The organism is Bradyrhizobium sp. CCBAU 11386 (assembly GCF_028128955.1).
Classification (GTDB): domain Bacteria; phylum Pseudomonadota; class Alphaproteobacteria; order Rhizobiales; family Xanthobacteraceae; genus Bradyrhizobium.
On sequence record NZ_LBKA01000004.1, the window covers coordinates 28,814 to 52,059 of the forward strand.

The window sequence follows — 23,246 nt, forward strand, 5'->3', positions numbered from 1 at the left end:
GGGAGTACAACGAGCGCCGACTGAAATTTCGGGAGAGACAAGAAATGCAGCGAACCAAAGCCCCCTTCCGCGCCGACGAGGTCGGCAGCCTCCTGCGCCCCGCCAAGATCAAGGAAGCCCGCGCCAGGCTCGAGAAGGGCGAGATCTCGGCCGACGATCTGCGCAAGATCGAGGACATGGAGATCGAGAAGGTCGTGCACAAGCAGGCCTCGGTCGGCCTGAAGCTCGCGACCGACGGCGAATTCCGCCGCTCCTGGTGGCATTTCGACTTCCTGGCCAAGCTCACCGGCTGCGAGCTCTTCCACCCCGACACCGGCATCCAGTTCGCGGGCGTCGAGACCCGGCACGACGCGATAAGGGTGATCGACAAGCTCGACTTCCCCGACAACCATCCGATGCTGGACCACTTCCGCTTCCTGAAGAAGTGCGCCGACCAGGCCCACGTCACCGCCAAGATGACGATCCCCTCGCCGGCGGTGCTGCACTTCCGCGGCGGCCGCAAGTCGATCTCCAAGGACGTCTATCCCGATCTCGAGGCCTTCTACGAGGACCTCGGCAAGACCTATCGCAAGGCCGTGAAGGCGTTTTACGACGCCGGCTGCCGCTATCTCCAGTTCGACGACACCGTGTGGGCCTATCTCTGCTCGCCGGACGAATTGCAGAAGGCGCGCGAGCGCGGCGACAATCCGGACGGTCTCCAGCAGATCTACGCGCGCATCATCAACTACGCGCTGGCCGAGAAGCCCGCCGACATGGTGGTGACGACGCATGTCTGCCGCGGCAATTTCCGCTCGACCTGGATCTCCTCGGGCGGCTACGAGCCGGTGGCCGAGACCATGCTCGCCGGCACCAATTACGACGGCTACTTCCTCGAATACGACAGCGACCGCGCCGGCGGCTTCGAGCCGCTGCGCTTCCTGCCCAAGGGCAACAAGGTCGTCGTGGTCGGGGTCATCACCTCGAAGTTCGGCGAGCTCGAGAAGAAGGACGACATCAAGCGCCGTCTGGAAGAAGCCGCCAAATTCGCGCCGCTGGAGCAGCTCGCGCTCTCTCCGCAATGCGGGTTTGCTTCGACGGAAGAGGGTAACATCCTCTCCGAAGAGGAGCAGTGGGCCAAGCTGAGCCTCGCGGTCGAGATCGCGAAGGAAGTGTGGGGCAACTAGGCCCCACGCAGTCCGTCGCGTGAGTGACGGATAGGACTCGCCACACTTTCGGTGTCGTCCCGGCGAAGGCCGGGACCCATACCCCCCAGAAAGAAGTTGTGGCGCAAAGCCGGTAACCGCGAGTCTTCGCCAAACACGACCCTGTGGCTATGGGTCCCGGCCTTCGCCGGGACGACATCGCGTTTTTGGCGTGGCCCTCGCCATGCGACGCGGGCCCGCACCCTACTTCTCCGCCAGGTAAACCTCACCCAGCAGCGACGAGTTCGACCATGGCACCTGCTTGTTCTTCGTGGTCGACACGACTTCCGCCCGCACCCGCGTCAGCATCTGCTGCACCTCCAGCCCGGGCGTGCCGATGTGGCGGGAGAGGGCGGCGGAAAACGGCGAGTTGGCGCCTTCGCCGTCGAGCGCGACCTGGCCCGGCGCGGTGGCGAAGGCGATCAGCGTGCCGGCGCCCAGCGTCGCGCCGGCGCCGAGGCTGGTTGGAGCTGCGAGGCCCGAGGCGCCCTCGATGCCGCGACTGCTGCCTGCGGAAGCCACCTGCTGTGCCATCGGATTGTTGCGGCAGGCATCGAAGATCAAGATGTTGGTGCGGACCTGGTCGTCGAGGCCGGCCATGATCGTATCCATGTCGATTATCGCCTCCGTCATGCCCGTGCCCGGCTTGAGCTCGACGTCGACGGGAATGAGATAGTTGCGGCCGTCGATCTGCACGCCATGGCCGGCATAGTAGACCACGGCAACTTGCCCCCGCGCCGCATCGCGAAGGAAGTCGCGCGTCATCTTCTGCATCGCGGCGCGGTCGAGGTCGACGCCCTCCGACACCGTGAAGCCGATGTCGCGCAGGCTCTTGGCGACCGCGCGGGCATCGTTGGGTGGATTGGGCAGCGCCTTCACATGCGCATAGGCGCCGTTGCCGATGATCAGCGCCATGCGCGTGCCGCGCACGGCCGGCACAGGTGAGGGCGCAGGCGCCGCGCCGGTCTGCTGCGGGGCAGGGGCTGCTGTCGGCTGCGTTGTGGGCGAGGGCGCATCGCGCGGGATCGGCACGGCTGCATCCGTCACCAGCGACAGCCGCACTTTGGCAGTCGCCTGATTGGCCTTGCTGCCGGCATCCGAGGCCACGATCGCCAGCGTCGCCCTGTAATCGTCGCGCGCGCGGGCGTAGTCGCCCTTCGCTTCATAGGCCAGCGCGCGATGGGTGTAGCCCGAGATCAGCACGCTGTTCGGCGGCGTCATGATGTTGGCCGGCGGCTTTTCCCTGGCGAGCCGGATCGCCTCGCTGCCATCGGCGATGGCGCGATCGAGGTCGCCCTTGGCGCGCCAGATCGAGGTGCGGTTGATCAGCGGCTGCGGCAGCGTCGGGTCGAGCCGGATCGCCTGGTTGATGTCGGCGAGCGCGCCGTCGAGATCGCCGAGTGCTTCTTTCGAGATGCCGCGGTTCTGGAACGAGAACGCCGATCTCGGATCTGATTTGATCGACATGTCGTAGTCGGCGATTGCCCTGGCATAGTCGTGCTTGCCCCGCCAGGCATTGCCGCGGTTGTGGAAGATGATGCCGCTGGGCGGGCCGAGCTTCAGCGCGTCGTCGAAATCGGTGATCGCGATGTCGTAGTCGCCCTTGTCGTAATAGGCCGATCCCCTGAGGTTATAGACCGCCTGACTCGGCTGGAGCCGGATCGCCTCCGTGGTATCGGCGATGACCTTGACGTAGTCGCCCTTCCTGTTCCAGCCCACCGCGCGCCAGAAATAGACGGTCGCAAGCTGCTCGCCCTTGAAGACCTTCAGCGCGATGATCTTGGTGCAGGCGTCGACCATCTGGTCCGCCGGCGTGGTCTCGGTGGTGCAGAGCGGCCCGAGCTGGTTGCGCGGCTGCGTCAGGGCGGACGTCGACCACAGCACGGCGGTGAGCAGGCAGAGCGCGACGAGCAGGCGGCGCATGGCGGTCGTCCCGTAAGAGGAGAGGCGCTTGTTTGTTGCCCGGCGGTGCGCCGGGGTTCACGCTCCCGTCATTGGATGTGGAGTAAGGCAGGCGAGGGTATTCCCTCGGTGGGCAGACTTTGCTAATAGGCAGGACCCAACATCGCTGCCCACCAGCTTCCCACTTATGAAAAACGACGAAATCCTGAGCCAGATCACCGAGTTCTGCCGCAAGGCGGACATGGCGGAATCGACGTTTGGCCGGCGCGCCGTGAACGATGGGAAGCTGGTGCATCGCCTGCGCGAGGGAAAGCGCATCACCATCGACACGCTGGAGCGGATCCAGGCCTATATGGCGGCGTCGATGGCCGGCGGCGTGCCGCCGCCGCGGGGACTTCAGGTGCCCCCGGAAAAGCGCGATCCGCGCGGCAATTTCCGTTTCTTCGAGAACCGGCAGAAATATCTGCTGTTCGTCCACACCTGTAGCGAAAAGCGGGTGATCGCGGACAGGGTTGCGCTGGAGCTGGCCGCCATCCATCCGCGCCCGCCGGCGCTGCGTGTGTTCGACGCCGGTGTCGGCGACGGCACGGTGCTCGCGCGGGTGCTGCGCGCAACGCACCAGCGCTTTCCGCACATGCCGTTCTATGTCGCCGGCAAGGAGCTCAGTCTCGAGGATTTGCGCCTGACGCTGGAGAAGGTGCCGGATCGCATTTTCGAGCATCCTGCGTCGGTGTTCGTCTTCACCAACATGTTCTACTCGGAGGCGCCCTGGCTCACGCCGGCATCGCCCGCAGCGGCGGCCGCCACCGTCTGGCACGAGGTTCCGCTACGGGGCGCCTCGTCGGGCGAGTTCGAGCAGCAGATCGCAGAGCTGCGGCCGTTCCTGGAGCAGAACTGGCGCGCCGCGATCAGCCCACGCACGGCCATGCCGCTCTACGAACGGCCCGTCGTCCTGGTGCTCTATCGCGAGGACCACCGGTTCCTGCTGGATTCGACCATTCCGCGGCCGGGCCAGACCGAGGCCAATTTCGACCTCGTTATTGCATCCCAGCCATACCGCGCGCTGTCCTCGGTCAATTTCCGGGCAAAGCGGATCATTGCGCCTCTGGCGCGGGCATTGCGGCCGGGGGGGCGCCTGATCGGTATTCACTCTCATGGTCACGATCCCGGCATGGAAATGATCCAGGCAATCTGGCCCGGAGAAAATCCTTTCGCGGTCAGCCGTCATGAGCTATTGCGCGCAATCAAGTATGAGCTCGGATCGTTGGGCCGAGACCTAAATTTTAATGCTTATGCGGACAACCGCTCGATCTTCAGGTATGATATGGAAGCGCTGCCCAACGAGGTGACGGGTACCATCGGAACCTCGACGGCCTTTGCAGCGTGGAATGCGGCGGTGTATGTCGCTCAGATCGAGGACGACCGATTGGCAGAAATGACTCAAAACGGCCGCACTCTGGATGCCGCCAGGGACGTGCTGAGAAAGTACAACGGGCTCTGGTTTCTTGACGAATCCTACGTCATCTCGCGCCGGCGTGATTGACATAATCCAAAGGTAAACATCGCAAACGAACCGCCATCTAGTGGCGGAACAAGGGGTTTCTTGATGCGCGCGTCCTATCTCTTCACCAGCGAGTCCGTGTCCGAAGGCCATCCGGACAAGGTCTGCGACCGGATCTCCGATGAAATCGTCGATCTGTTCTACCGCGAGGGGCCGAAAGCCGGCATCGACCCGTGGCAGATCCGCGCCGCCTGCGAAACGCTCGCGACCACCAACAAGGTCGTGATCGCCGGCGAGACCCGTGGTCCGAAGTCCGTCACCAACGAGCAGATCGAGGGCGTCGTGCGCGCCGCGATCAAGGACATCGGCTACGAGCAGGAAGGTTTCCACTGGAAGACCTGCGACATCGAGATTCTGCTGCATCCGCAGTCGGCCGACATCGCCCAGGGCGTCGATGCGCTTCAGCCGGGCGAGGTCAAGGAAGAAGGCGCGGGCGACCAGGGCATCATGTTCGGTTACGCCACCAACGAGACGCCTGACTTGATGCCGGCGCCGATCTTCTACGCCCACAAGATCCTGCGCCTCATCTCCGAGGCGCGCCACTCCGGCCGCGAGAAGGTGCTGGGCCCGGATTCCAAGAGCCAGGTCACCGTGCAGTACGAGAACGGCAAGCCGGTCGGCGTGCGCGAGATCGTGGTCTCCCACCAGCATCTGGTGCCGGACCTCACCTCGAACCAGGTGCGCGACATCGTCGAGCCCTATGTGCGCGAGGCGCTGCCGAAGGACTGGATCACGCCGAAGACCATCTGGCACATCAACCCGACCGGCAAGTTCTACATCGGCGGCCCCGACGGCGACTCCGGCCTGACCGGCCGCAAGATCATCGTCGACACCTACGGCGGCGCGGCCCCGCATGGCGGCGGTGCGTTCTCCGGCAAGGATCCGACCAAGGTCGACCGTTCCGCGGCCTACGCTGCACGCTACGTCGCCAAGAACATCGTTGCCGCCGGTCTCGCCGACCGCTGCACGCTGCAGCTCGCCTACGCCATCGGCGTGGCGCGGCCGCTGTCGATCTATATCGACACCCACGGCACCGGCAAGGTGCCGGAGGATCAGCTCGAGAAGGCGGCAGCACAGGCGATGGATCTCACGCCGCGCGGCATCCGCAGCCATCTCGACCTCAACCGCCCGATCTACGCGCGCACTTCGGCCTATGGCCATTTCGGCCGCACGCCGGACAACGAGGGCGGCTTCTCCTGGGAGAAGACAGATCTCGTCGAGCAGCTCAAGCGCGCGCTCTAGTTCTCTCGCGTCGTTCCGGGGCGCCGCAACAGCGGCGAACCCGGAATCTCGAACCTCCGGATCCGGGTTCGCTCGTTTCACGAGCGTCCCGGAATGACGAGCCAAACAAACAGGAACCCCCTATGAACGCGAAGCCCGGCTTCACCGATTACATCGTCAAGGACATTTCGCTCGCCGATTTCGGCCGCAAGGAACTCTCGCTCGCCGAGACCGAGATGCCCGGCCTGATGGCCACCCGCGAGGAGTATGGCCCGAAGCAGCCGCTGAAGGGCGCGCGTATCGCCGGCTCGCTGCACATGACGATCCAGACCGGCGTGCTGATCGAGACGCTGGCAGCCCTCGGCGCCGACATCCGCTGGGTCTCCTGCAACATCTATTCGACGCAGGACCACGCCGCCGCGGCGATCGCAGCCGCCGGGATTCCCGTCTTCGCCGTCAAGGGCGAGACGCTGACCGAGTACTGGGACTACACCGCAAAACTGTTCGACTGGCACGGCGGCGGTCACCCGAACATGATCCTCGACGACGGCGGCGACGCCACCATGTACGTCCATCTCGGTCTGCGCGCCGAGAACGGCGACACCGCCTTCCTCGACAAGCCCGGCTCCGAGGAAGAGGAAGTCTTCTTCGCACTTCTGAAGAAGCAGCTCAAGGAAAAGCCGAAGGGCTACTTCGCCGAGATCGCCAAGAGCATCAAGGGCGTTTCCGAAGAGACCACCACGGGCGTGCATCGTCTCTATGACATGCAGAAGGCCGGCACGCTGCTGTGGCCGGCGATCAACGTCAACGACAGCGTCACCAAGTCGAAGTTCGACAACCTCTATGGCTGCCGTGAATCGCTGGTCGACGGCATCCGCCGCGGCACCGACGTGATGATGTCGGGCAAGGTCGCGATGGTCGCGGGCTTCGGCGACGTCGGCAAGGGCTCGGCCGCCTCGCTGCGCCAGGCCGGCTGCCGCGTGATGGTCTCCGAAGTCGATCCGATCTGCGCGCTCCAGGCCGCGATGGAAGGCTACGAGGTCGTGACCATGGAAGACGCCGCCCCGCGCGCCGACATCTTCGTCACCGCGACCGGCAACAAGGACATCATCACCATCGAGCACATGCGCGCGATGAAGGATCGCGCCATCGTCTGCAACATCGGCCACTTCGACAACGAGATCCAGATCGCGGGTCTGCGTAACCTGAAGTGGACCAACATCAAGCCGCAGGTCGACGAGATCGAGTTCCCCGACAAGCACCGCATCATCATGCTGTCGGAAGGCCGCCTCGTGAACCTCGGCAACGCGATGGGCCATCCGTCCTTCGTGATGTCGGCGTCCTTCACCAACCAGACGCTGGCGCAGATCGAGCTCTTCGCCAACAACAAGGACGGCAAGTACAAGAAGGAAGTCTACGTGCTGCCGAAGACCCTCGACGAGAAGGTCGCGCGCCTCCACCTCGCCAAGATCGGCGTCAAGCTCACCGAGCTGCGCAAGGACCAGGCCGACTATATCGGCGTGAAGCAGGAAGGTCCGTACAAGAGCGACCACTACCGCTACTGAGATTTTATCCAGCTGCGACACGAAAGCCCCGGAGCGATCCGGGGCTTTTTTTGTCGCCATTCTCTGTGGTACGCTCGGAGGTAGAGCCAAAACAAGCCTGCCACTTTCGAAGCGGGCGGCCGCCTTTCCCAGTTCATTTTCAGAATGCATATGGAGGGAATACGATGTCCAGCGAAGCCAACGTTGAGCTGTTGAAGGAAGCCTATCGCCAGTGGAACGACAGCAAGGGCGCCAGCGTCGACTATTGGTTCGACAGGGTCATCGGCCCGCAGATCAAGTTCGATTCGATTCCGCGAGGTGCCGAGCCGGTGCCTTTTGCCAAGCGCTATGACGACCGTACCGAGCTGCGCGGCTATTTCGACGGCCTGCTGGCCGACTGGAGCATGCAGTACTACACGATGAACGAGTACGTCGCGCAGGGCGATACCGTCGTCGCGCGCGGCGAGTGCGCGTGGACCAACAAGAAGACCAAAAAGGTCGCGAAGACGCCGAAGGTGGATTTCTGGCGCTTCAAGGACGGCAAGGCAGTCGAATTTCACGAGTATTTCGACACCGCCTGTGTCTACGGCGCCACCATCCCCTGACGGTTGCAATTCGGCGCGGCGCCGCCCATCCTGTGCGGCGGGAGAACGCCATGATCGAAGCCAAAGAGCATTTCGACGTGCTCATCGTCGGTGCCGGCCTGTCCGGCATCGGCGCGGGCTATCATCTTCAGACGAAGTGCCCGGGCAAGAGCTACATCATCCTGGAGGGGCGTGATTGTATCGGCGGCACCTGGGATCTGTTTCGCTATCCCGGCATCCGCTCCGACAGCGACATGTTCACGCTCGGCTATTCGTTCAAGCCGTGGACCGATCCGAAGGCGATCGCCGACGGGCCGCAGATCCTGAACTATGTGCGCGAGACCGCGGCCGAGAACGGCATCGAGACACACATCCGCTTCCGCCACCGCGTCAAGCGTGCGGCGTGGTCGACGCCGGACGCGCGCTGGACCGTCGAGGCCGAGCGCATGACGGGCGAGGGTGCAACCGAGCTTGTGCGCTTCACCTGCAATTTCCTGTTCATGTGCTCGGGCTATTACAAATACGAGGCGGGCTATACGCCGGAGTTCAAGGGCGCGGCGGATTTCGCCGGCCGCATCGTGCATCCGCAGGAATGGACCGAGGACATCGACTATGCGGGCAAGCGCGTCGTCGTGATCGGCTCGGGTGCGACCGCAGTGACGCTGGTGCCGGAGTTGGCCAAGAAGGCCGCGCAGGTCACCATGCTTCAGCGCTCGCCGACCTATGTGGTGTCGCGCCCGGCGCAGGATCCCCTCGCCAACAAATTGCGGCGCAACCTGCCGGCGCGGCTTGCCTATCATCTGATCCGTTGGCGCAACGTGATGTGGGGGATGTTCTTCTTCCAGCTCAGCCGGCGCAGGCCGGCGAAGGTGAAGGACCTCATCCTCAGGGGCGTGCAGATGGCGCTCGGGCCCGACTATGACGTCGCGACCCATTTCACGCCGCGCTACAATCCCTGGGACCAGCGGCTGTGCCTCGTGCCTGACGGTGATCTGTTCAAGGCGATCCGCGAGCAGCGCGCCTCCGTCGTCACCAATGAGATCGACAATTTCACGCGCGACGGCATCCGCCTGAAGGACGGCCGAGAGCTTGCGGCCGATATCATCGTCACCGCGACGGGGCTGGTGCTTCAGGTCGTCGGTGGACTCGAAGTCAGCGTCGACGGCCGCGCCGTCGATTTCGCCAATACGCTGACTTACAAGGACATGATGTATGCCGACGTGCCGAACATGGCGTCGGCCTTCGGCTACACCAACGCGTCCTGGACGCTGAAATGCGATCTCACCTGCGAATATGTCTGCCGGCTCATCAACTACATGGACCGGCACAATTTCCGCCAGTGCATGCCGCACAACGACGATCCCACGATCACCGCGCAGCCCTCGCTCGATTTCACCTCGGGCTATGTGCAGCGCTCGGTCGCGAAGATGCCCAAGCAGGGCTCGAAGCAGCCGTGGCGGCTGTACCAGAACTACGCCCTCGACATCGTCTCCCTGCGCTTCGGCCGGATCGACGACGGCGTGATGCAATATTCCTGATCTTGCTACGTAAATTACCGGGAGAGGCTCGCGATCGCTTGAGACGAATCGCGACTTGGGGTAGCATTTTTGCGTTGCAAGAAGTTTATTTCCAGCGAAGTCTGAGTTCCACGTTGTTGCCGTCCTGAGGAGAACGCGGAACATGCACGTCCTTGCTCTGGTCACGCAGAAAGGCGGAAGCGGCAAGAGTACGCTGTCCGTTGGACTAGCGGTGGCAGCGATGCAGCGCGGAGAGCGCGTCGCTCTCGTCGAGGCGGACGCGCAAGGTACGATCTCGAGATGGAAAGGGCGCCGTGAGAAGCCCTATCCTCGCGTCGATTCTGTTACCGATCCCACCGAAATCGAGCCGGTGATATCCCGCCTCAAGGCCGAAGGGGTTTGGCTCGCAATCATCGACACAGCCGCCACGAACAACGCCTTGGCGACGCGCGCCATTGCCAGTGCCGATCTTTGTCTCATCCCGGCTCGTCCGAGCCCGGCCGATATCGAAGCCGCAATACCTACGCTGATCGCTACTCGCAGGCTCGATCGCCGGTTTGCCTTCATCCTCAATCAGACGCCCACACGGGGGGGCCGGCTGAGCGAAGCCGCCACGTCGCTCAACTCGCTTGGCGTGCTTGCGCTCCCCTTCATTGGGCAGCGCAACGACCACCAGGATGCGCTCGGGGTAGGGCTGGGCGTGACCGAGTTCGCGCCGGAGGGAAAAGCCTCGGAGGAAATTGCGGCCCTGTGGGGTTGGATCTGGGAACGCCTTATCGTGGAGTCGAATGATCATGGGCAAGCCGCGCTCAAGACAGCCTGCTGACGTTGCACGCACCGGGCGTCGCTCGCTGGTGGAACTGGCGGCGGAAGTGAGCCGTGCCGTTGACGAGGGCTTGGCCATGCCGCCGGGCCCGGTCAACGTCGTCATGCAAGATGCGCCGCAGATCGGGCAAGCAGCGCCCGCCCCGATGACAGCTCCGGTAAGAGAAGCGGCCAGCGTCATCGTTGCAACATCTGAACCTCCGGGCAGTACGACCATTGATCTCATCGTGGACATGGCCAAGGATTATCAGGCTCGTGCTTTGGACGGCATGAAGGTTGGTGCTCACGCTGCGCTGGATTATGCCAAGGACCTCGCCAAGCCACGGTTGGCCGATGTGGCATCGGAAGCCAATGGAATCACGGCCGCAGAAAGCCACCTCATCGAGGCGATTGGAACGGCAGCTGAGTGTCGTGTCGTCGTGCTCGAACTGATGAAAGTCAATGCGGGCGCGACCTTGGAGTATGCGCGGGAGTTGGGCCGTGCGAGAACGCTGGCGGAGTTGGTTGAGCTGTCGAGCACGCATGCGCGACAGCAATGTGAGTTGGTCCTGAAGCAAACCGAGTTGCTGAGATCGCTTACTCAAATCATGACAAAGCCCGGTGCCGGGTAGCACCGCTCGCCTGCCGTCATCGCGCTCAGGATCTGCGCGGGACAATCAGTGCGAGGCCGAGATCAATTGCGAGCGCCAGGACCACTGCGCCGCCGCCTAAACCGAACAGCACGAGATAGTCGCCGCCGGTCTGCGCATAGATCCAGGAGAAGCCGTAAGCCGCGGCCGCCTGGAACAGCGCAAAGCTGGTGGTGGCGTGGCTCCACGTCGCGCGCTGCTGCTCGGTCGAATGTGGAAGAAGCTCATGGATGCGTCCGAGCACCAGCGGCACGATGCCGGGCGTGAAGCCGCCGACCACGACGCTCGACACGATCAGCGAAATCGGCGCGGTGCTGACGGTCGGCAGCAGCACGGCCGCCGCCTCGATCAGGAAGGCTGCCCGCAGGGCCGGACCGAAACCTGCCCTGTCGCCGAGATGGCCGGTGACGAGCGGTCCGACGATCGCGCCGAGACCGTACAGCACCCAGTAGCGCGATCCCGCAGCAATGCCCTGGCCGAGGCCGCGCGCCACGAAATCGACGCTAAAGACCATGTGCGGCACCAGCGCCACCGCGTTGAGGCCGTATTGGACCAGCAGCGCGCGGGCAGCCGTCGATGCATGGTGGTGCTTCGCGTGATGCAAGGGCGCAGCGTCAGCCTTGGCCTCCGCAGGCCAGTCCCACCAGCTTGCGAGGGTGAGCAGCGCGGAGAGGGCGCCGAGGCCATACCAGCTCTGCTGCAGGCCTTGTTGCAGGAGCAGCGGCACCAGCGTGCCTGACGCGGCGACGCCAAGGCCGACGCCCGCAAAGATCACACCGCCGAAGATGCCGCGCCTCGCGGCCGAAATGTGCGGTAGAATGACGGAGGCCGCCAGCACCATGATGATGCCGCCGGTGAGACCCGACAGGAAACGCCAGGCGAAGAACCAGCTGAACGACACCGGGGTTGAACTGGCGAAGAAAGAGAGCGTGGCGAGCAGCATCATCGCACGCAACGTGCGGACCGCGCCGATGCGGGCGGCGACAGCCCGTGCCGCGAGCGCGCCGGCAAGGTAACCGGCAAGGTTCGCCGCGCCGAGATAGACGACATCCGACGCGCTGAACCATTTTGCCGCGATCAGCGCCGGGATCAGCGGCGTGTAGGAGAAGCGGGCGAGGCCGAGCCCGACCAGCGATGCGGACAATCCTGCCACCGTATATCGCCAGGTAGACTGCGACGTCGATCCCGGCCGCTGACGCGGCCGGGTCTCGACGTGCTGCTTCGTATCTGCGTTGGTCATGTCATCCTCCTGCGCGCTCGGTCGCACGCGGATCATCCTGTCTGGGCGGCGCGGCGGCGCCGGAATTCCGGCACGGGCAGGCCGCCCCAGCCCCAATTGTCGGTGTCGACTTCCTCGATCACGACGAAGGTGGAATCGAGCGGCTTGCCGAGCACGTCGAGCAGGAGCTGGCTCGATCCCTTGATCAGCGCGGCCTTCTCTTTCGCCGTGAGCGCCGCCGCGCCCGGCGTCGTTCCCTCGCGGGTCACTTGAATGGTGACGATGGGCATGGTGTCTCTCCTCTCACGCTCAGTGGCCGGCGCTCTGGCCGCCGTCGACATGCAGGATCTCGCCGGTGACGAAGCTCGCCTGCTCGAGATAGAGCACGGCATCGACGATGTCGGACATCTCACCCATGTGGCCGACCGGGTGCAGCGCGCTGAGCTCGGCATGCGTCGAAACCGGATGCATCGGCGACTTGATGACGCCGGGCGCCACGGCGTTTACGCGGATACCGCGCCTGGCGTATTCGATCGCGAGCGACTTGGTCGCGGCGTTGAGGCCGCCCTTGCTCAGCGAGGCCAGCACCGAGGGCACGTTCGAATTGGCCTGATCGACCAGGGTCGTCGTGATCTGCACGACGTGGCCAGAGCCCTGCTTCTCCATCTCGGCGATGGCGAGCTGCGTGATGTTGAAGAAACCGGCGACGTTGGTGCCCATCACCGCCGCATAGTCCTCGGCGGTGTACTGCGTGAACGGCTTTGCGACGAAGATGCCGGCATTGTTGACCAGCGTGTCGACGCGGCCGAAGCGAGCGACGGCTTGCGAAACTACGCGCTCGGCGGTGGCCCGGTCGGCGATGTCGCCGGGAACGGCGAGGACGTCGTCGTCGCCCGACGGCTTGATGGAGCGCGCCGTTGCAACGACGCGATAGTTGCGATCGCGAAAACCCTGGACCAGGGCGGCGCCGATGCCCTGCGATGCACCTGTGATGATGGCGACCTTCTGCTCGATACCCATGACGGGCTCCTTTTGTTGGCTTGAGAACTGCGCCGGCAGCGGCCGGCTTGGTTGGTGAGGTATGCCGCGGCGGCCCGGCTGCGAATACGCGCTGTCTGGCAGACACTCTTTCGCGGCGCGAACGAATGCCGGATCGGCCCCGGCGGCGGTTGTGGCGGCCGGTGCGAACGCTTAGCCTTCAGCCGGAATCTCAGGGGGCGGCGGGAAGCGTATGGATCGTCTGGATGCGATGAAGGTGTTCGTCCTTGCGGTGGATGAGGGCAGCCTCGCCGCCGCAGGGCGCAAGCTCGGCCGTTCGCCGGCGGCGGTGAGCCGCGCCATCGCCTTCCTGGAGGAGCGCGTCGGTGCCGAGCTGCTGCACCGGACGACGCGGTCGATCAAGCTGAGCGAGGAGGGCGAGCGTTATGTCGCGATCTGCCGCCGCGTGCTGACCGAGCTGGAGGAGGCCGACGACATCGCGGCCGGACCGCGCACGGCGCCGCGTGGCCTGCTCACGATCACCGCGCCGGTGGTCTCGGGGGAGATGGTGCTGCGGCCGATCCTCGATGCGTTTCTCGACGCCTATCCGACCGTGTCGGCAAAGCTTCTGCTGTTCGACCGTGCGGTCAACCTGATCGAGGAGGGTGTCGACATCGCGCTTCGCATCGGCCATCTCGCGGATTCGGCGATGGTGGCGATGCGGATCGGCGAGATCAGCCGCGTCGTGGTGGCTGCTCCGCGCTATCTGAAGCAGCATCCGCGCATCACTGACCCCGGCGATCTCGCCTAGCATCAGATCGTGGCGATGGCGCATCTGCCCAATTCCTGGACCTTCGCGCCCCAGGCGGGCTCGTCGGCGGCCCGCACGGTCCAGTTCACCCCGCGCCTCGTCGTCAACAGCACCTATGCGGCCGTGGCGTCCGCGGTCGCCGGGCGCGGCGTGGCGCGGATGTATTCGTACCAGGTGGCCGAGCAGGTCGCGCGCGGCGAGCTCGAGATCGTGCTGGCCGCCGACCAGGATCCGGAGATGCCCGCGCATTTGATCTGCCCGCAGGGGCGGCTCTCGGTGCCCAAGGTGCGGGCGTTCACCGACTTTGCCGTGCCTCGGCTGAAGAAGCAGTTCGCGCAGCTGAAGAAGAGCATCAATGCGCGCTGAGCCGCCGTGCGCCCGGCAATGCGTTGTTTTGCGTATACGGGTGCTGGGCTGAATCGGCGATGCTGCCCGAACGGTTAACGCCGGATTAACCGGTGAGTCCTAGCCTGTCTCGGCCGGGGTTACTCGCAAGGCCGAGGTGAGCCCAATGGAAGCCCAGAAGATCGCGGTCGACGCCGTCGTCGCGCTGACCGATTGCGACCGCGACGCCGTCATCGCGTTCATCCGCCGGCTCTATCTCGCCGGCGTCACCGACCCCAAGCGCCTGACCTTCAAGGGTCTCCAGGCGCTGGCGCGGGGGTAATTCGGCTCGTTTCGGCCAGTTTCAGCCCAGGTTCCGTACCCCCGCTCTCCCCAGCGTGATTGCAACCCACCGGCGAATATCTTGCCGCTCGGGCCGGCTCGGAGTAGATCACGTCCCCGGCTGGGTCACTCGGGAACTGGGGAAATGCTGAAACAGCTTTTTGCACCGCAGCTCGTCATTCTGTATGTGCTTGCGGCTTCGACGATCTACGTTCACTTCCGCGGCAAGCAGCGGCTGCGCTTCGCGCGCCAGCTTGGCGATCACTCGACCTATCTCGCCCCCTACAATGTGCTGATGTATGCGGGCTCGGCGGTACCGAACAAGCCGGTGATCCCGGTCGAACAGTTTCCCGAACTCAAGCCCCTCAGCGAGAACTGGGAGACCATCCGCGACGAGGCCGTGCGCCTGTTCGACGAAGGCTTCATCCGCGCGGCCGCCAAGAACAACGACTGGGGCTTCTACTCGTTCTTCAAGAGCGGCTGGAAACGCTTTTACCTGAAATGGTACGACGACTTCCTGCCCTCGGCGCGCACGCTGTGCCCGAAGACCGTGGAGCTGCTCAATTCGATTCCGAGCGTGCACGGCGCGATGTTCGCGATGCTGCCGCCCGGCGGCAAGCTGGGCGCGCACCGCGATCCCTTCGCCGGCTCGCTGCGCTATCATCTCGGCCTCGTCACGCCGAACTCGAACAAGTGCCGTATCCTGGTCGACGGCGTCGAATGCGTCTGGCGCGACGGCGAGGCCTTCATGTTCGACGAGACCTTCATCCACAGCGCCGAGAATGCGACCGACGTCAACCGCATCATCCTGTTCTGCGACGTCGAGCGCCCGATGAAGTTCGGCTTCATGACCGCGATCAACCGCTGGGTCAGTCATCACATCGTCAAGGCATCGGCGACCCAGAACGTCGACGGCGAGAGCGTCGGCGTGCTCAACAAGGTGTTCGGCAAGCTTTATGAGATCCACCTCGCCAGCCGCAAGGTCAAGGAGTGGAATCGCAACGTCTACTACACGCTGAAATACTCGCTGACGGCGCTGATCCTCGGCCTCATCGTGATGTCGGCGCTGCGGTGAAGCCGGTGCGAATGACCCCCTTGCCGACCGCGAATACAGAGACAGTGCAATTCTTCCGCCAATGGCTGGAGACCTTCGCCGGCTATGTCCGTGAGGTCGACTACGCTTCGGCGAGGCCGCTGTTTCATCCGGAGGTGCTTGCCTTCGGCACGCACAACGATGTCATCCCAGGCCTCGACCAATGGGTCACCACGCAATGGGACAACGTCTGGCCGAAGACGGCCGACTTCCGTTTCGTGCTCGAGCAGACGTCGGTTCTGGCATCTCCTGATGGTGCGATGGCGACCGTGATCGCGCCGTGGACGAGCACGGGCTATCATCCCGACGGCAGCGCGTTTCCGCGTCCGGGCCGGGCGACGATGGTGTTCTCCAAGACCGCCGACGGCTGGCTGTGCGTGCATTCCCACATGTCGCTCAATCGCGGCGTCCCGCAGGTGAGCCACGCCAATCGGCCGGTGAAGGCCTGGTAGATCGAAGCCGTCGTTTGTGCTTCACCTCTCCCGTAGGGAGAGGTCGGATCGCATCGAATGATGCGATCCGGGTGAGGGGTTACGATCTCACCGAATGCCGCGGCCCCTCACCCGGATTGCTGCGCAATCCGACCTCTCCCCGCTGGGGAGAGGTGAGCACCGAGGTGTGCAGGCCTACTCCGGCTGGCCGATCGAGACCTTCAGCGTGCCGACACCGTCGACGCCGCATTCGAGCTTGTCGCCGGGCTGGAGCTGCGACACGCCGGCCGGCGTGCCCGTCATGATGATGTCGCCGGCGGCGAGCTTCACCTGCTGCGAGAGCTGCCAGATGATCTCGGGCACGTTCCAGATCAGCTCGGTGAGGTCGCCCTTCTGCGCTTCCTTCCCGTTGACCGTGAGCCAGATCTTGCCCTTGGCGGGATGGCCGATCTTCGCGGCCGGCTGCACGGCGGAGCAGGGCGCGGAATAGTCGAACGACTTGCCGATCTCCCAGGGACGCTCCTTCTTGCGCGAGGCGATCTGGAGGTCGCGGCGCGTGAGGTCGATGCCGACGGCGTAGCCGTAGACATGGTCGAGCGCCTTGTCGGCAGGAATGTTCAGCCCGCCGCTCTTCATCGCGACGATCAGCTCGACCTCGTGATGCAGGTCCTTGGTCAGCGGCGGATAGGGGATGGTGGCGCCATCGGGCACCAGCATGTCGGCGTGCTTGGCGAAGAAGAACGGCGGCGCGCGCTCGTCATTGCCCATCTCGCGGATGTGCTCGAGATAGTTGCGGCCGACGCACCAGATGCGGCGCACCGGGTAACGGCCGCTTTCCCCGACGACGGGAAGCGAAGCCTGGGGCGGAAGCGGGATGACGTAGGAGGCGGCGTTCATGAAGCGGTCTCGCTGCTCTTGAGGTGAAAACAATTCTATGCGGTTGCGCTAATCGGCGCCAGAGTGCCGGCGTCGTGATGCTGCAGGCGGAAGAACGAGGCGTAGCGGCCCGAGCGGCGCAGCAGCTCGTCGTGTCGGCCCTGCTCGACGATCTCGCCGCCCTCGACCACCAGGATGCTATCTGCGTGCATGATGGTGTGCAGGCGGTGCGCGATCACGATGGTGGTGCGGTTCTGGCAGAGATGCTCGATCGCCTCCTGCACCTGCTTCTCGGACTCGGAGTCGAGTGCGGCGGTGGCTTCGTCCAGCAGGATGATCGGCGCGTTCTTGATCAGCGCGCGCGCCACCGCGATGCGCTGACGCTGGCCGCCTGAGAGCTGCGTGCCGTGCTCGCCGACCGGCGTGTCGTAGCCGAGCGGGAAGCTCATGATGAAATCATGTGCGCAGGCCGCTTTCGCGGCGTCGATGATCTGGTCTTCGGTCGCGCCCGGCTTGCCGAAGGCGATGTTGTTGCGGATGGTGTCGCGGAACAGATAGACGTCCTGGCCGACATAGGCGGTCTGCGCGCGCAGCGATTTGCGCGAGATCGCGCCGATCGACTGGCCGTCGATGACGATGTCGCCTTGCGTCACCTCGTAGAAGCGCAGCAGCAGCGCCAGCACGGTCGACTTGCCGCCGCCGGAGGGGCCGACCAGCGCGGTGACCTTGCCGGGCTCGGCGACGAAGCTCATGCGGTTGAGCACGGTCTCGCCAGTCCGGTAGGAGAAGCTGACATCGCGCAGCTCGATCCGCGCGTCCGACAGCTTCAGCGCCGGCTTGTCGTCGTCGGAATGCTCGCTCGCCGGGCTGTCGACGACTTCCAGCAGCATGCGCGCGCCGACGAGCTGGCTGTTGAGGTCGATATTCAGCCGCGCCAGCCGCTTGGCCGGCTCGGTCGCCATCAGGAAGGCGGTCATGAAGGAGAAGAACGCGCCGGGCGTGGCGTTGAGCGCGACCACGCTGTAGCCACCGTAGAGCAGGCAGCCGGCGACCGCGAAGCCCCCTAACATCTCCATCAGCGGATTGGAGCGGTTGGCGACGCGGGCCATCTTGTTGGCGTTGCGCTCGACGATCGCGATGTTCTCGTCGATGCGCTTCTGCATCGTCTCTTCGAGCGTGAACGCCTTGACCGTGCGGATGCCTTGCAGCGACTCCTGCATGGTCTCCATGATGTCGGCGGTGCCGGTGAACTGGTTGAAGGCGAGGCCCTTGATGCGCTTGACCAGCTTGCGCAGCACCAGCATCGCCGGCGGCACCGCGACGAGGCCGATGAACGACATCAGCGGGTCCTGCCACACCATCACGCCGATCATCGCGAGCAGCATCAAGAGGTCGCGCCCGATGGCGTTGACCAGCATGTTGAGGACGTCGGTGATCGACTTGGCGCCGGCTGTCAGCCGCGCCAGGAATTCGGACGAATGCCGCTCGGAGAAGAAACCGATGCTCTCGCGCATCAGCTTGGCGAACAGCTGGCGCTGGTTGGTGGCGAGGATCGCGTTGGAGATCTTGGTCAGGATCACCATGTGGCCGTAGGTCGCCACGCCCTTGATGAACAGCAGGATCACCGTGATGCCCGAGAACATCGCGATGCCCGGGATGTTCTTGTCGACATAGGCCTGGTTGATGACCTGGCCGAGCACGTAGGTCGCGCCCGCGGTCGATCCGGCGGCAAGCGCCATCAGGGCGAAGGCGACGAGGTAACGCCGCCAATAGACGATCCCCTGTTCCGTGACCAGGCGGCGAATCAGGACCGCTGCCGTATAGGGATCGTCGGTGATTTTCTTTGGAAACTGGGCCATCCGGAGTCCATTGACGGCGCAAGGAAAAACCTGCCCGCGCGTCAGGGATCGATGGGCCTCTGTGCCCGCTAAAGCGGGGCTTTTCAAGCCCAATTAAGGGCTTGCGTCCGGATGGAATCTAGGCCGAGACCGCGTGGCGGAGCTCGCCATGGCGCTCGCGGAACAGCTTGTCCTCCCAGGCCAGCGCATGGGCCGCGATGGTCTCGAGGTCGTCGTATTGCGGCTTCCAGTCGAGCAGGCCGCGGATGCGGCTGGTGTCGGCGACCATGGTCATGATGTCGCCGGGCCGGCGCGGGGCGTATTGCACGGCGAAGCTGCGCCCGGACACCCGGCGCACCGCGTCGATGGTCTCCAGCACCGAATAGCCGCGGCCATAGCCGCAATTCAGCGTCGTCGAGGCGCCGCCATTGCGCAAGTATGCCAGCGCCGAGCGGTGGGCCTGCGACAGGTCCGTGACGTGGATGAAGTCGCGGATGCAACTGCCGTCCGGGGTCGGATAGTCGGTGCCGAACACGTCGATCTTGGCGCGCTGGCCGGTTGCGGCCTCGACCGCGATCTTGAGCAGATGCGTGGCGCCGACGGTGGCAAGGCCAATGCGGGCCTGTGGGTCGGCGCCGGCGACGTTGAAGTAGCGCAGGGTCACGTACTGCATGCCGTAGGCGGCGGCGACGTCGTGCAGCATGATCTCGGTCATCAGCTTCGACGAGCCGTAGGGCGACAGCGGCCGCGTCGGCGCGTGCTCGGGCACCGGCACCTGGTCCGGATTGCCGTAGACGGCGGCGGTCGAGGAGAAGATGAAGCGGCCAATGCCGCGCTTCACTGCGACATTGAGCAGGTTGCGCGCGGTCATGAAATTGTTGCGGTAGTAGCCGAGCGGATCGCGCATCGAATCCGGCACGACCACCGAGCCGGCGAAATGGATGATGCTCTCGATGTTGTGCTGGGCGATCACGCCCTCGAGCAGGTTCTCGTCGCCGGCATCGCCAATGAACAGCGGCACGCCTTCCGGCAGGTAGGCGGAGAAACCGGTCGAGAGATCGTCGATCACGACGACGTCCTCGCCGGCTTCCGCCAGCGCCAGGACCGTGTGACTTCCGATATAGCCGGCGCCGCCAGTGACTAGCACAGTCATGATCTCACCCGTCTTCGATCAACGCTCCAAGCTACCGTTTGCGTGGTGAAGAGGGGGTATCGGCGCAGGTGAACTGGTCACTATGCTTAATGTTGCGTATAGGGGGTCTGCTAAACGGAGCGTGACGTGACGAATTCCCCGGGCGATCTGCAAGTGATCGTGCCAAATCTGCACAGGCGCTATTCCGGGGTCACCGCGACCAACCGGATGGTGGCGCCGCGGCTGGCAAGACTGTATCGCGCGGCGTGGTTCGGCTCGGACGCGCCGGAGGGGATCGCGCGCCTGAGCGGCGCCGATTTCCTCAAGCTATGGCGCCGCAAGACGCCACTGATCTGGCATGCGCGCCGCAACAACGAGATGATCGCGGGCGTCGTGCTGCGCGCACTCGGCTGGCCGCTCAAGCTGGTCTTCACCTCGGCGGCGCAGCGTCATCACAGCTGGATCACGCGCTGGCTGATCCGCCGGATGGACGCGATCATCGCGACGACAGATCTCTCGGCCTCGTTCCTGAAGGTGAAGGCCACGGTGATCCCGCACGGCGTCGACACCGACGTCTACGCGCCCCCCACGGATCGTTCGGCGGCGTTCGCTGAAAGCGGGTTGCCGGGGCGCTACGCGATCGGCTGCTTCGGCCGCGTGCGCGCCCAGAAGGGTACGGACGTGTTCGTCGATGCGATGTGCCGATTGCTGCCGCGCTATCCTGACTTCACCGCAATCATCGTCGGTCAGGTCACGCCCGAGCAGACGCCCTTCGCGAACGACCTGAAGAAGCGCATCGAGGCCGCCGGCCTGCAATCGCGCATCGTCATCACCGGCGAGTTGCCGATCGAAGCGGTGCAGCGCTGGTACCAGCGGCTGACGATCTACGCCTTCACCTCGCGCAACGAAGGCTTTGGCCTGACGCTGATCGAGGCAATGGCAGCCGGCAGCGCACTCGTCGCCGCGCGCACCGGTGCAGCCGAGCTCGTGGTCGGGGATGGGGTGACGGGCGTGCTGATCCCGACCGGCGATGCCGATGCGCTCGCCGTGGCCCTGGAGCCGCTGATGCGCGATGTGGCTGCCGCAACTGCGATGGGCGAGCGCGGACGGGCACGGGTGCTCGAACGGTTCAGCCTCGATGCCGAAGCGGCGCGGATCGGCGAGGTCTATCGTCCGCTGCTCTGAACCCCCGCTGTCGCGCCCCCAAAACAAAAAGCGCGAAAACAACCCCATGCACAGTAGCCGAAGTCAGCGAAATCAATGGCTTGGCGGTGGAGCTCACGCGCTGCTGATTTTACGAAATCTGTTTGACTCGTCGGGCAAGACACCTGTAGACAGGCATCATCGCAAAAGTCGTCAGCCGCACGCTTTAGCGCGTAGCCATGATCGCGTAGGCCGGCACCGCCACTCTTGTCACGATCCGACAATGAGAAGCGCAAGCGTTCAACATTGTCTGCTTACAACGATCTGCGTCTGAAATGTTACGCGAGCATGATGGTGCTCGCGTCCGTATGGTCAACGTTAAAGTTCAGTCAACGCGCCTGCCGGCAATCGCTCCGTTTCATGCAAAATTGGGCATCCAGGGCAGTAAAGGTTGACGAAATCGGCAGATGCTACCCAATTGCGCGCGGTCGGCCGCGAAGACGGATACCTTTGGCGCGAGCGAAGCCACATGTCGGACCTCATGTCTCCTTCCGATCGTTTCAATGCGCTGCCGTTGATGCCACGCCCCGTCGGCATTTACTTTTGTGTTTTGGCAGGGCTGACATTCATCGCGTTCATGCCAGGGATGATCACGCTCGGCCTGTTGCTGTTCATCCTCCCGGGTCAGACGCTGATCGCAGCTCCCACGCTGCTTTATTACTCCCTCGCTGCGCTCCCCGGATATCTGCTCGCACGGTTTCTTGGAAGCAACCTGCTCGGCGTCACGGTAGCGGGGATCACGCTCTCCGCGGCTGCGCTGTTGCCGCATTACCTCAGCCAACACCAGCTCGAGAGACTGCTCGCGTCGGATATCTCGGACCCCGTGCCATCGTCATTCCAGCCGCGCTCCTTTGAGCTGCCATATCCCGAACGGGACAATTACTGGATGAATTGGCGGCAGCCCGAAAGCCACGATCCTACCCCTCCGCCGCCGTGCGCGGATCTTTGTCAACAGTTGCTATTCAAGGGACATGTCGACCACGTCATCATCCGAGATCACAATTCGCGCAACGCCCGGATGACCAACACCGAGACCAATGAGAGAGGGCCTGACGGCTCGATGCGACGGATGATTCACGTCACATGGCTGCCACGTTGGAGGAGATTTCACCTCGAACATCGCGAGAGCTGTCCCGACACGCTGAGCCTGATCGCAGCTGAATTCGTTCACGAGGTCGTCGGCGGCCGCTGCTTGATCGAAGACACCATCGATCAGCGCGAAGCCGATGTCCTCGTGTCACTGTCCAAGCCCCTTGATGTACGCGGCGCTGATGGCCAGTTTCGTCCGGATCCGAACATCGCATTCGCCAACCTCGAATCCGACCCGACCACCATCACCATTGCCGAGCAGCATGACAGCAAGGTCGTCCCGGCCGAGATCAGGACAGCGCTGCACGCGACCTATGCGAACGTTCCGTTCTACTTCAGGACGAGACGATGTGGCGGAGGTGAAATTCCAAATCTGTGCCTCACCGCGGCGGCCGAGCCGTTTGCGAACAGCCGCGCTGATCCCTTTGAGATGATCAATCGCCGATATGGCTTGCCGGTGGTGCCGGGATCCAAACCGGCCCGTCTTTCAGCCGTGCCCACATCGGAGGATGACAGAGCGACGGTCAATGCCATTTTGAGGCGGGACTACGGCGCGGGCGGATTGATTCCAACGGCGCAGTCGAAACTCGTCGCAAGCTTCGTCAATGCAAGGCTCAAGAACGGACAACTCAATCAAGACGATATCGAGCTGATCCGGATGGCGCTGAAGCAGCACGCCTTTGCCGCATCAATCGAGACCGACAAGCTGCCCTCGGAAGCTTGTCAGGCCCTGAAGCCGTTGCTGCCCGACATGTTCGAGCGGATCGCCGATCGGGCCGACGGGCAGCAGGAGATGACGCAGTCGCTGAACGTGATACTCGGGCACTATCCAGCTGAGGATACGAACCCGTACTCATCCACGCTTTGCCAGGAACCCAAAAACGCCGGTTTGCGTGTCTGCTATCAGCGGGAATTTCGCACGCGCAAGAAGTGATGGCCTCTGGCT

The 23,246-nt window shown here is 64.1% G+C and carries 20 protein-coding genes and 1 pseudogene; 14 read left to right on the top strand and 7 right to left on the bottom strand.

Features of this window, described 5'->3' with window-relative positions; translation table 11 throughout:
* Nucleotides 1–44 precede the first annotated feature (44 nt).
* Entirely contained in the window at nucleotides 45–1,163 is a 1,119-nt protein-coding gene (locus XI09_RS01590) for a cobalamin-independent methionine synthase II family protein (protein WP_271565391.1), read from the top strand.
* Between the two features lie 222 nt (nucleotides 1,164–1,385).
* Here the strand turns inward: XI09_RS01590 and XI09_RS01595 are convergent, their stop codons facing one another.
* Nucleotides 1,386–3,104, bottom strand: a complete 1,719-nt coding sequence (locus XI09_RS01595; RefSeq protein ID WP_271565392.1) for a caspase family protein — start codon at nucleotides 3,102–3,104, stop codon at nucleotides 1,386–1,388.
* Between the two features lie 166 nt (nucleotides 3,105–3,270).
* On the opposite strand from XI09_RS01595, the gene XI09_RS01600 reads away from it, so the two are divergent.
* From XI09_RS01600 to XI09_RS01630, 7 genes are all read left to right on the top strand, one after another.
* Nucleotides 3,271–4,626, top strand: a complete 1,356-nt coding sequence (locus XI09_RS01600; protein ID WP_271565393.1) for a hypothetical protein — start codon at nucleotides 3,271–3,273, stop codon at nucleotides 4,624–4,626.
* 63 nt (nucleotides 4,627–4,689) lie between these two features.
* Complete coding sequence (metK, locus tag XI09_RS01605; RefSeq protein ID WP_271565394.1) at nucleotides 4,690–5,886, top strand: methionine adenosyltransferase; 1,197 nt, start codon at nucleotides 4,690–4,692, stop codon at nucleotides 5,884–5,886.
* A gap of 122 nt (nucleotides 5,887–6,008) precedes the next feature.
* Complete coding sequence (gene ahcY, locus XI09_RS01610; protein WP_271565395.1) at nucleotides 6,009–7,430, top strand: adenosylhomocysteinase; 1,422 nt, start codon at nucleotides 6,009–6,011, stop codon at nucleotides 7,428–7,430.
* 164 nt (nucleotides 7,431–7,594) lie between these two features.
* On the top strand, nucleotides 7,595–8,014 hold the full coding sequence (locus tag XI09_RS01615) for a nuclear transport factor 2 family protein (protein ID WP_271565396.1): 420 nt from the start codon (nucleotides 7,595–7,597) through the stop codon (nucleotides 8,012–8,014).
* Nucleotides 8,015–8,064: 50 nt separating this feature from the next.
* Nucleotides 8,065–9,531: a flavin-containing monooxygenase gene (locus XI09_RS01620; RefSeq protein WP_271565397.1), complete on the top strand. Its 1,467-nt coding sequence runs from the start codon at nucleotides 8,065–8,067 to the stop codon at nucleotides 9,529–9,531.
* Nucleotides 9,532–9,673: 142 nt separating this feature from the next.
* A complete protein-coding gene (locus tag XI09_RS01625) occupies nucleotides 9,674–10,336 on the top strand; it encodes a ParA family protein (RefSeq protein WP_271565398.1) in 663 nt (220 codons plus the stop codon).
* A complete protein-coding gene (locus XI09_RS01630; protein WP_271565399.1) occupies nucleotides 10,305–10,946 on the top strand; it encodes a phasin family protein in 642 nt (213 codons plus the stop codon). The genes XI09_RS01625 and XI09_RS01630 overlap by 32 nt, the downstream gene beginning before the upstream one ends.
* Before the next feature lie 25 nt (nucleotides 10,947–10,971).
* Here the strand turns inward: XI09_RS01630 and XI09_RS01635 are convergent, their stop codons facing one another.
* The 3 genes from XI09_RS01635 to XI09_RS01645 are packed head-to-tail and all read right to left on the bottom strand — an operon-like array spanning nucleotide 10,972 to nucleotide 13,203.
* The gene (locus tag XI09_RS01635) at nucleotides 10,972–12,204 is read right to left on the bottom strand and encodes a YbfB/YjiJ family MFS transporter (protein ID WP_271565400.1); all 1,233 of its coding nucleotides are present in this window, start codon (nucleotides 12,202–12,204) and stop codon (nucleotides 10,972–10,974) included.
* Between the two features lie 32 nt (nucleotides 12,205–12,236).
* Nucleotides 12,237–12,473, bottom strand: coding sequence for a tautomerase family protein (locus XI09_RS01640; RefSeq protein WP_271565401.1), 237 nt, complete (start codon nucleotides 12,471–12,473; stop codon nucleotides 12,237–12,239).
* A gap of 19 nt (nucleotides 12,474–12,492) precedes the next feature.
* Nucleotides 12,493–13,203, bottom strand: coding sequence for an SDR family NAD(P)-dependent oxidoreductase (locus XI09_RS01645; RefSeq protein WP_271565402.1), 711 nt, complete (start codon nucleotides 13,201–13,203; stop codon nucleotides 12,493–12,495).
* Between the two features lie 211 nt (nucleotides 13,204–13,414).
* Between XI09_RS01645 and XI09_RS01650 the strand changes: the two are divergent.
* From XI09_RS01650 to XI09_RS01665, 4 genes and pseudogenes are all read left to right on the top strand, one after another.
* Nucleotides 13,415–14,338 (top strand): annotated as a pseudogene (locus tag XI09_RS01650) (LysR family transcriptional regulator).
* A 145-nt stretch (nucleotides 14,339–14,483) separates the two neighbouring features.
* The gene (locus tag XI09_RS01655) at nucleotides 14,484–14,639 is read left to right on the top strand and encodes a hypothetical protein (protein ID WP_177234883.1); all 156 of its coding nucleotides are present in this window, start codon (nucleotides 14,484–14,486) and stop codon (nucleotides 14,637–14,639) included.
* Nucleotides 14,640–14,783: 144 nt separating this feature from the next.
* Nucleotides 14,784–15,713, top strand: a complete 930-nt coding sequence (locus XI09_RS01660; protein ID WP_027545117.1) for an aspartyl/asparaginyl beta-hydroxylase domain-containing protein — start codon at nucleotides 14,784–14,786, stop codon at nucleotides 15,711–15,713.
* Nucleotides 15,714–15,724: 11 nt separating this feature from the next.
* Entirely contained in the window at nucleotides 15,725–16,183 is a 459-nt protein-coding gene (locus XI09_RS01665) for a YybH family protein (protein WP_271565403.1), read from the top strand.
* A gap of 174 nt (nucleotides 16,184–16,357) precedes the next feature.
* Here XI09_RS01665 and XI09_RS01670 read toward each other — a convergent pair whose 3' ends face one another.
* The 3 genes from XI09_RS01670 to galE form a co-directional block, all read right to left on the bottom strand.
* Nucleotides 16,358–17,059 carry a fumarylacetoacetate hydrolase family protein gene (locus XI09_RS01670; protein WP_110116673.1) on the bottom strand — a complete coding sequence of 234 codons (702 nt, stop codon included), beginning with the start codon at nucleotides 17,057–17,059 and terminating at the stop codon, nucleotides 16,358–16,360.
* 35 nt (nucleotides 17,060–17,094) lie between these two features.
* A complete protein-coding gene (locus tag XI09_RS01675; RefSeq protein WP_271565404.1) occupies nucleotides 17,095–18,897 on the bottom strand; it encodes an ABC transporter ATP-binding protein in 1,803 nt (600 codons plus the stop codon).
* Between the two features lie 118 nt (nucleotides 18,898–19,015).
* Entirely contained in the window at nucleotides 19,016–20,029 is a 1,014-nt protein-coding gene (galE, locus tag XI09_RS01680; RefSeq protein ID WP_271565405.1) for a UDP-glucose 4-epimerase GalE, read from the bottom strand.
* Between the two features lie 126 nt (nucleotides 20,030–20,155).
* Between galE and XI09_RS01685 the strand changes: the two genes are divergently transcribed.
* A complete protein-coding gene (locus XI09_RS01685; protein WP_271565406.1) occupies nucleotides 20,156–21,193 on the top strand; it encodes a glycosyltransferase family 4 protein in 1,038 nt (345 codons plus the stop codon).
* A 487-nt stretch (nucleotides 21,194–21,680) separates the two neighbouring features.
* A complete protein-coding gene (locus XI09_RS01690) occupies nucleotides 21,681–23,234 on the top strand; it encodes a hypothetical protein (RefSeq protein WP_271565407.1) in 1,554 nt (517 codons plus the stop codon).
* Nucleotides 23,235–23,246 lie beyond the last annotated feature (12 nt).

Coding starts and splice junctions, on each gene's coding strand:
- XI09_RS01590 (WP_271565391.1), top strand. CDS start 45: ATGCAGCGAACCAAAGCCCCCTTCCGCGCCGACGAGGTCGGCAGCCTC.
- XI09_RS01670 (WP_110116673.1), bottom strand. CDS start 17,059: ATGAACGCCGCCTCCTACGTCATCCCGCTTCCGCCCCAGGCTTCGCTT.
- XI09_RS01630 (WP_271565399.1), top strand. CDS start 10,305: ATGGGCAAGCCGCGCTCAAGACAGCCTGCTGACGTTGCACGCACCGGG.
- XI09_RS01640 (WP_271565401.1), bottom strand. CDS start 12,473: ATGCCCATCGTCACCATTCAAGTGACCCGCGAGGGAACGACGCCGGGC.
- XI09_RS01635 (WP_271565400.1), bottom strand. CDS start 12,204: ATGACCAACGCAGATACGAAGCAGCACGTCGAGACCCGGCCGCGTCAG.
- XI09_RS01595 (WP_271565392.1), bottom strand. CDS start 3,104: ATGCGCCGCCTGCTCGTCGCGCTCTGCCTGCTCACCGCCGTGCTGTGG.
- XI09_RS01660 (WP_027545117.1), top strand. CDS start 14,784: ATGCTGAAACAGCTTTTTGCACCGCAGCTCGTCATTCTGTATGTGCTT.
- galE (WP_271565405.1), bottom strand. CDS start 20,029: ATGACTGTGCTAGTCACTGGCGGCGCCGGCTATATCGGAAGTCACACG.
- XI09_RS01655 (WP_177234883.1), top strand. CDS start 14,484: ATGGAAGCCCAGAAGATCGCGGTCGACGCCGTCGTCGCGCTGACCGAT.
- XI09_RS01615 (WP_271565396.1), top strand. CDS start 7,595: ATGTCCAGCGAAGCCAACGTTGAGCTGTTGAAGGAAGCCTATCGCCAG.
- XI09_RS01625 (WP_271565398.1), top strand. CDS start 9,674: ATGCACGTCCTTGCTCTGGTCACGCAGAAAGGCGGAAGCGGCAAGAGT.
- XI09_RS01675 (WP_271565404.1), bottom strand. CDS start 18,897: ATGGCCCAGTTTCCAAAGAAAATCACCGACGATCCCTATACGGCAGCG.
- metK (WP_271565394.1), top strand. CDS start 4,690: ATGCGCGCGTCCTATCTCTTCACCAGCGAGTCCGTGTCCGAAGGCCAT.
- XI09_RS01600 (WP_271565393.1), top strand. CDS start 3,271: ATGAAAAACGACGAAATCCTGAGCCAGATCACCGAGTTCTGCCGCAAG.
- XI09_RS01690 (WP_271565407.1), top strand. CDS start 21,681: ATGTCGGACCTCATGTCTCCTTCCGATCGTTTCAATGCGCTGCCGTTG.
- XI09_RS01665 (WP_271565403.1), top strand. CDS start 15,725: ATGACCCCCTTGCCGACCGCGAATACAGAGACAGTGCAATTCTTCCGC.
- XI09_RS01620 (WP_271565397.1), top strand. CDS start 8,065: ATGATCGAAGCCAAAGAGCATTTCGACGTGCTCATCGTCGGTGCCGGC.
- XI09_RS01645 (WP_271565402.1), bottom strand. CDS start 13,203: ATGGGTATCGAGCAGAAGGTCGCCATCATCACAGGTGCATCGCAGGGC.
- ahcY (WP_271565395.1), top strand. CDS start 6,009: ATGAACGCGAAGCCCGGCTTCACCGATTACATCGTCAAGGACATTTCG.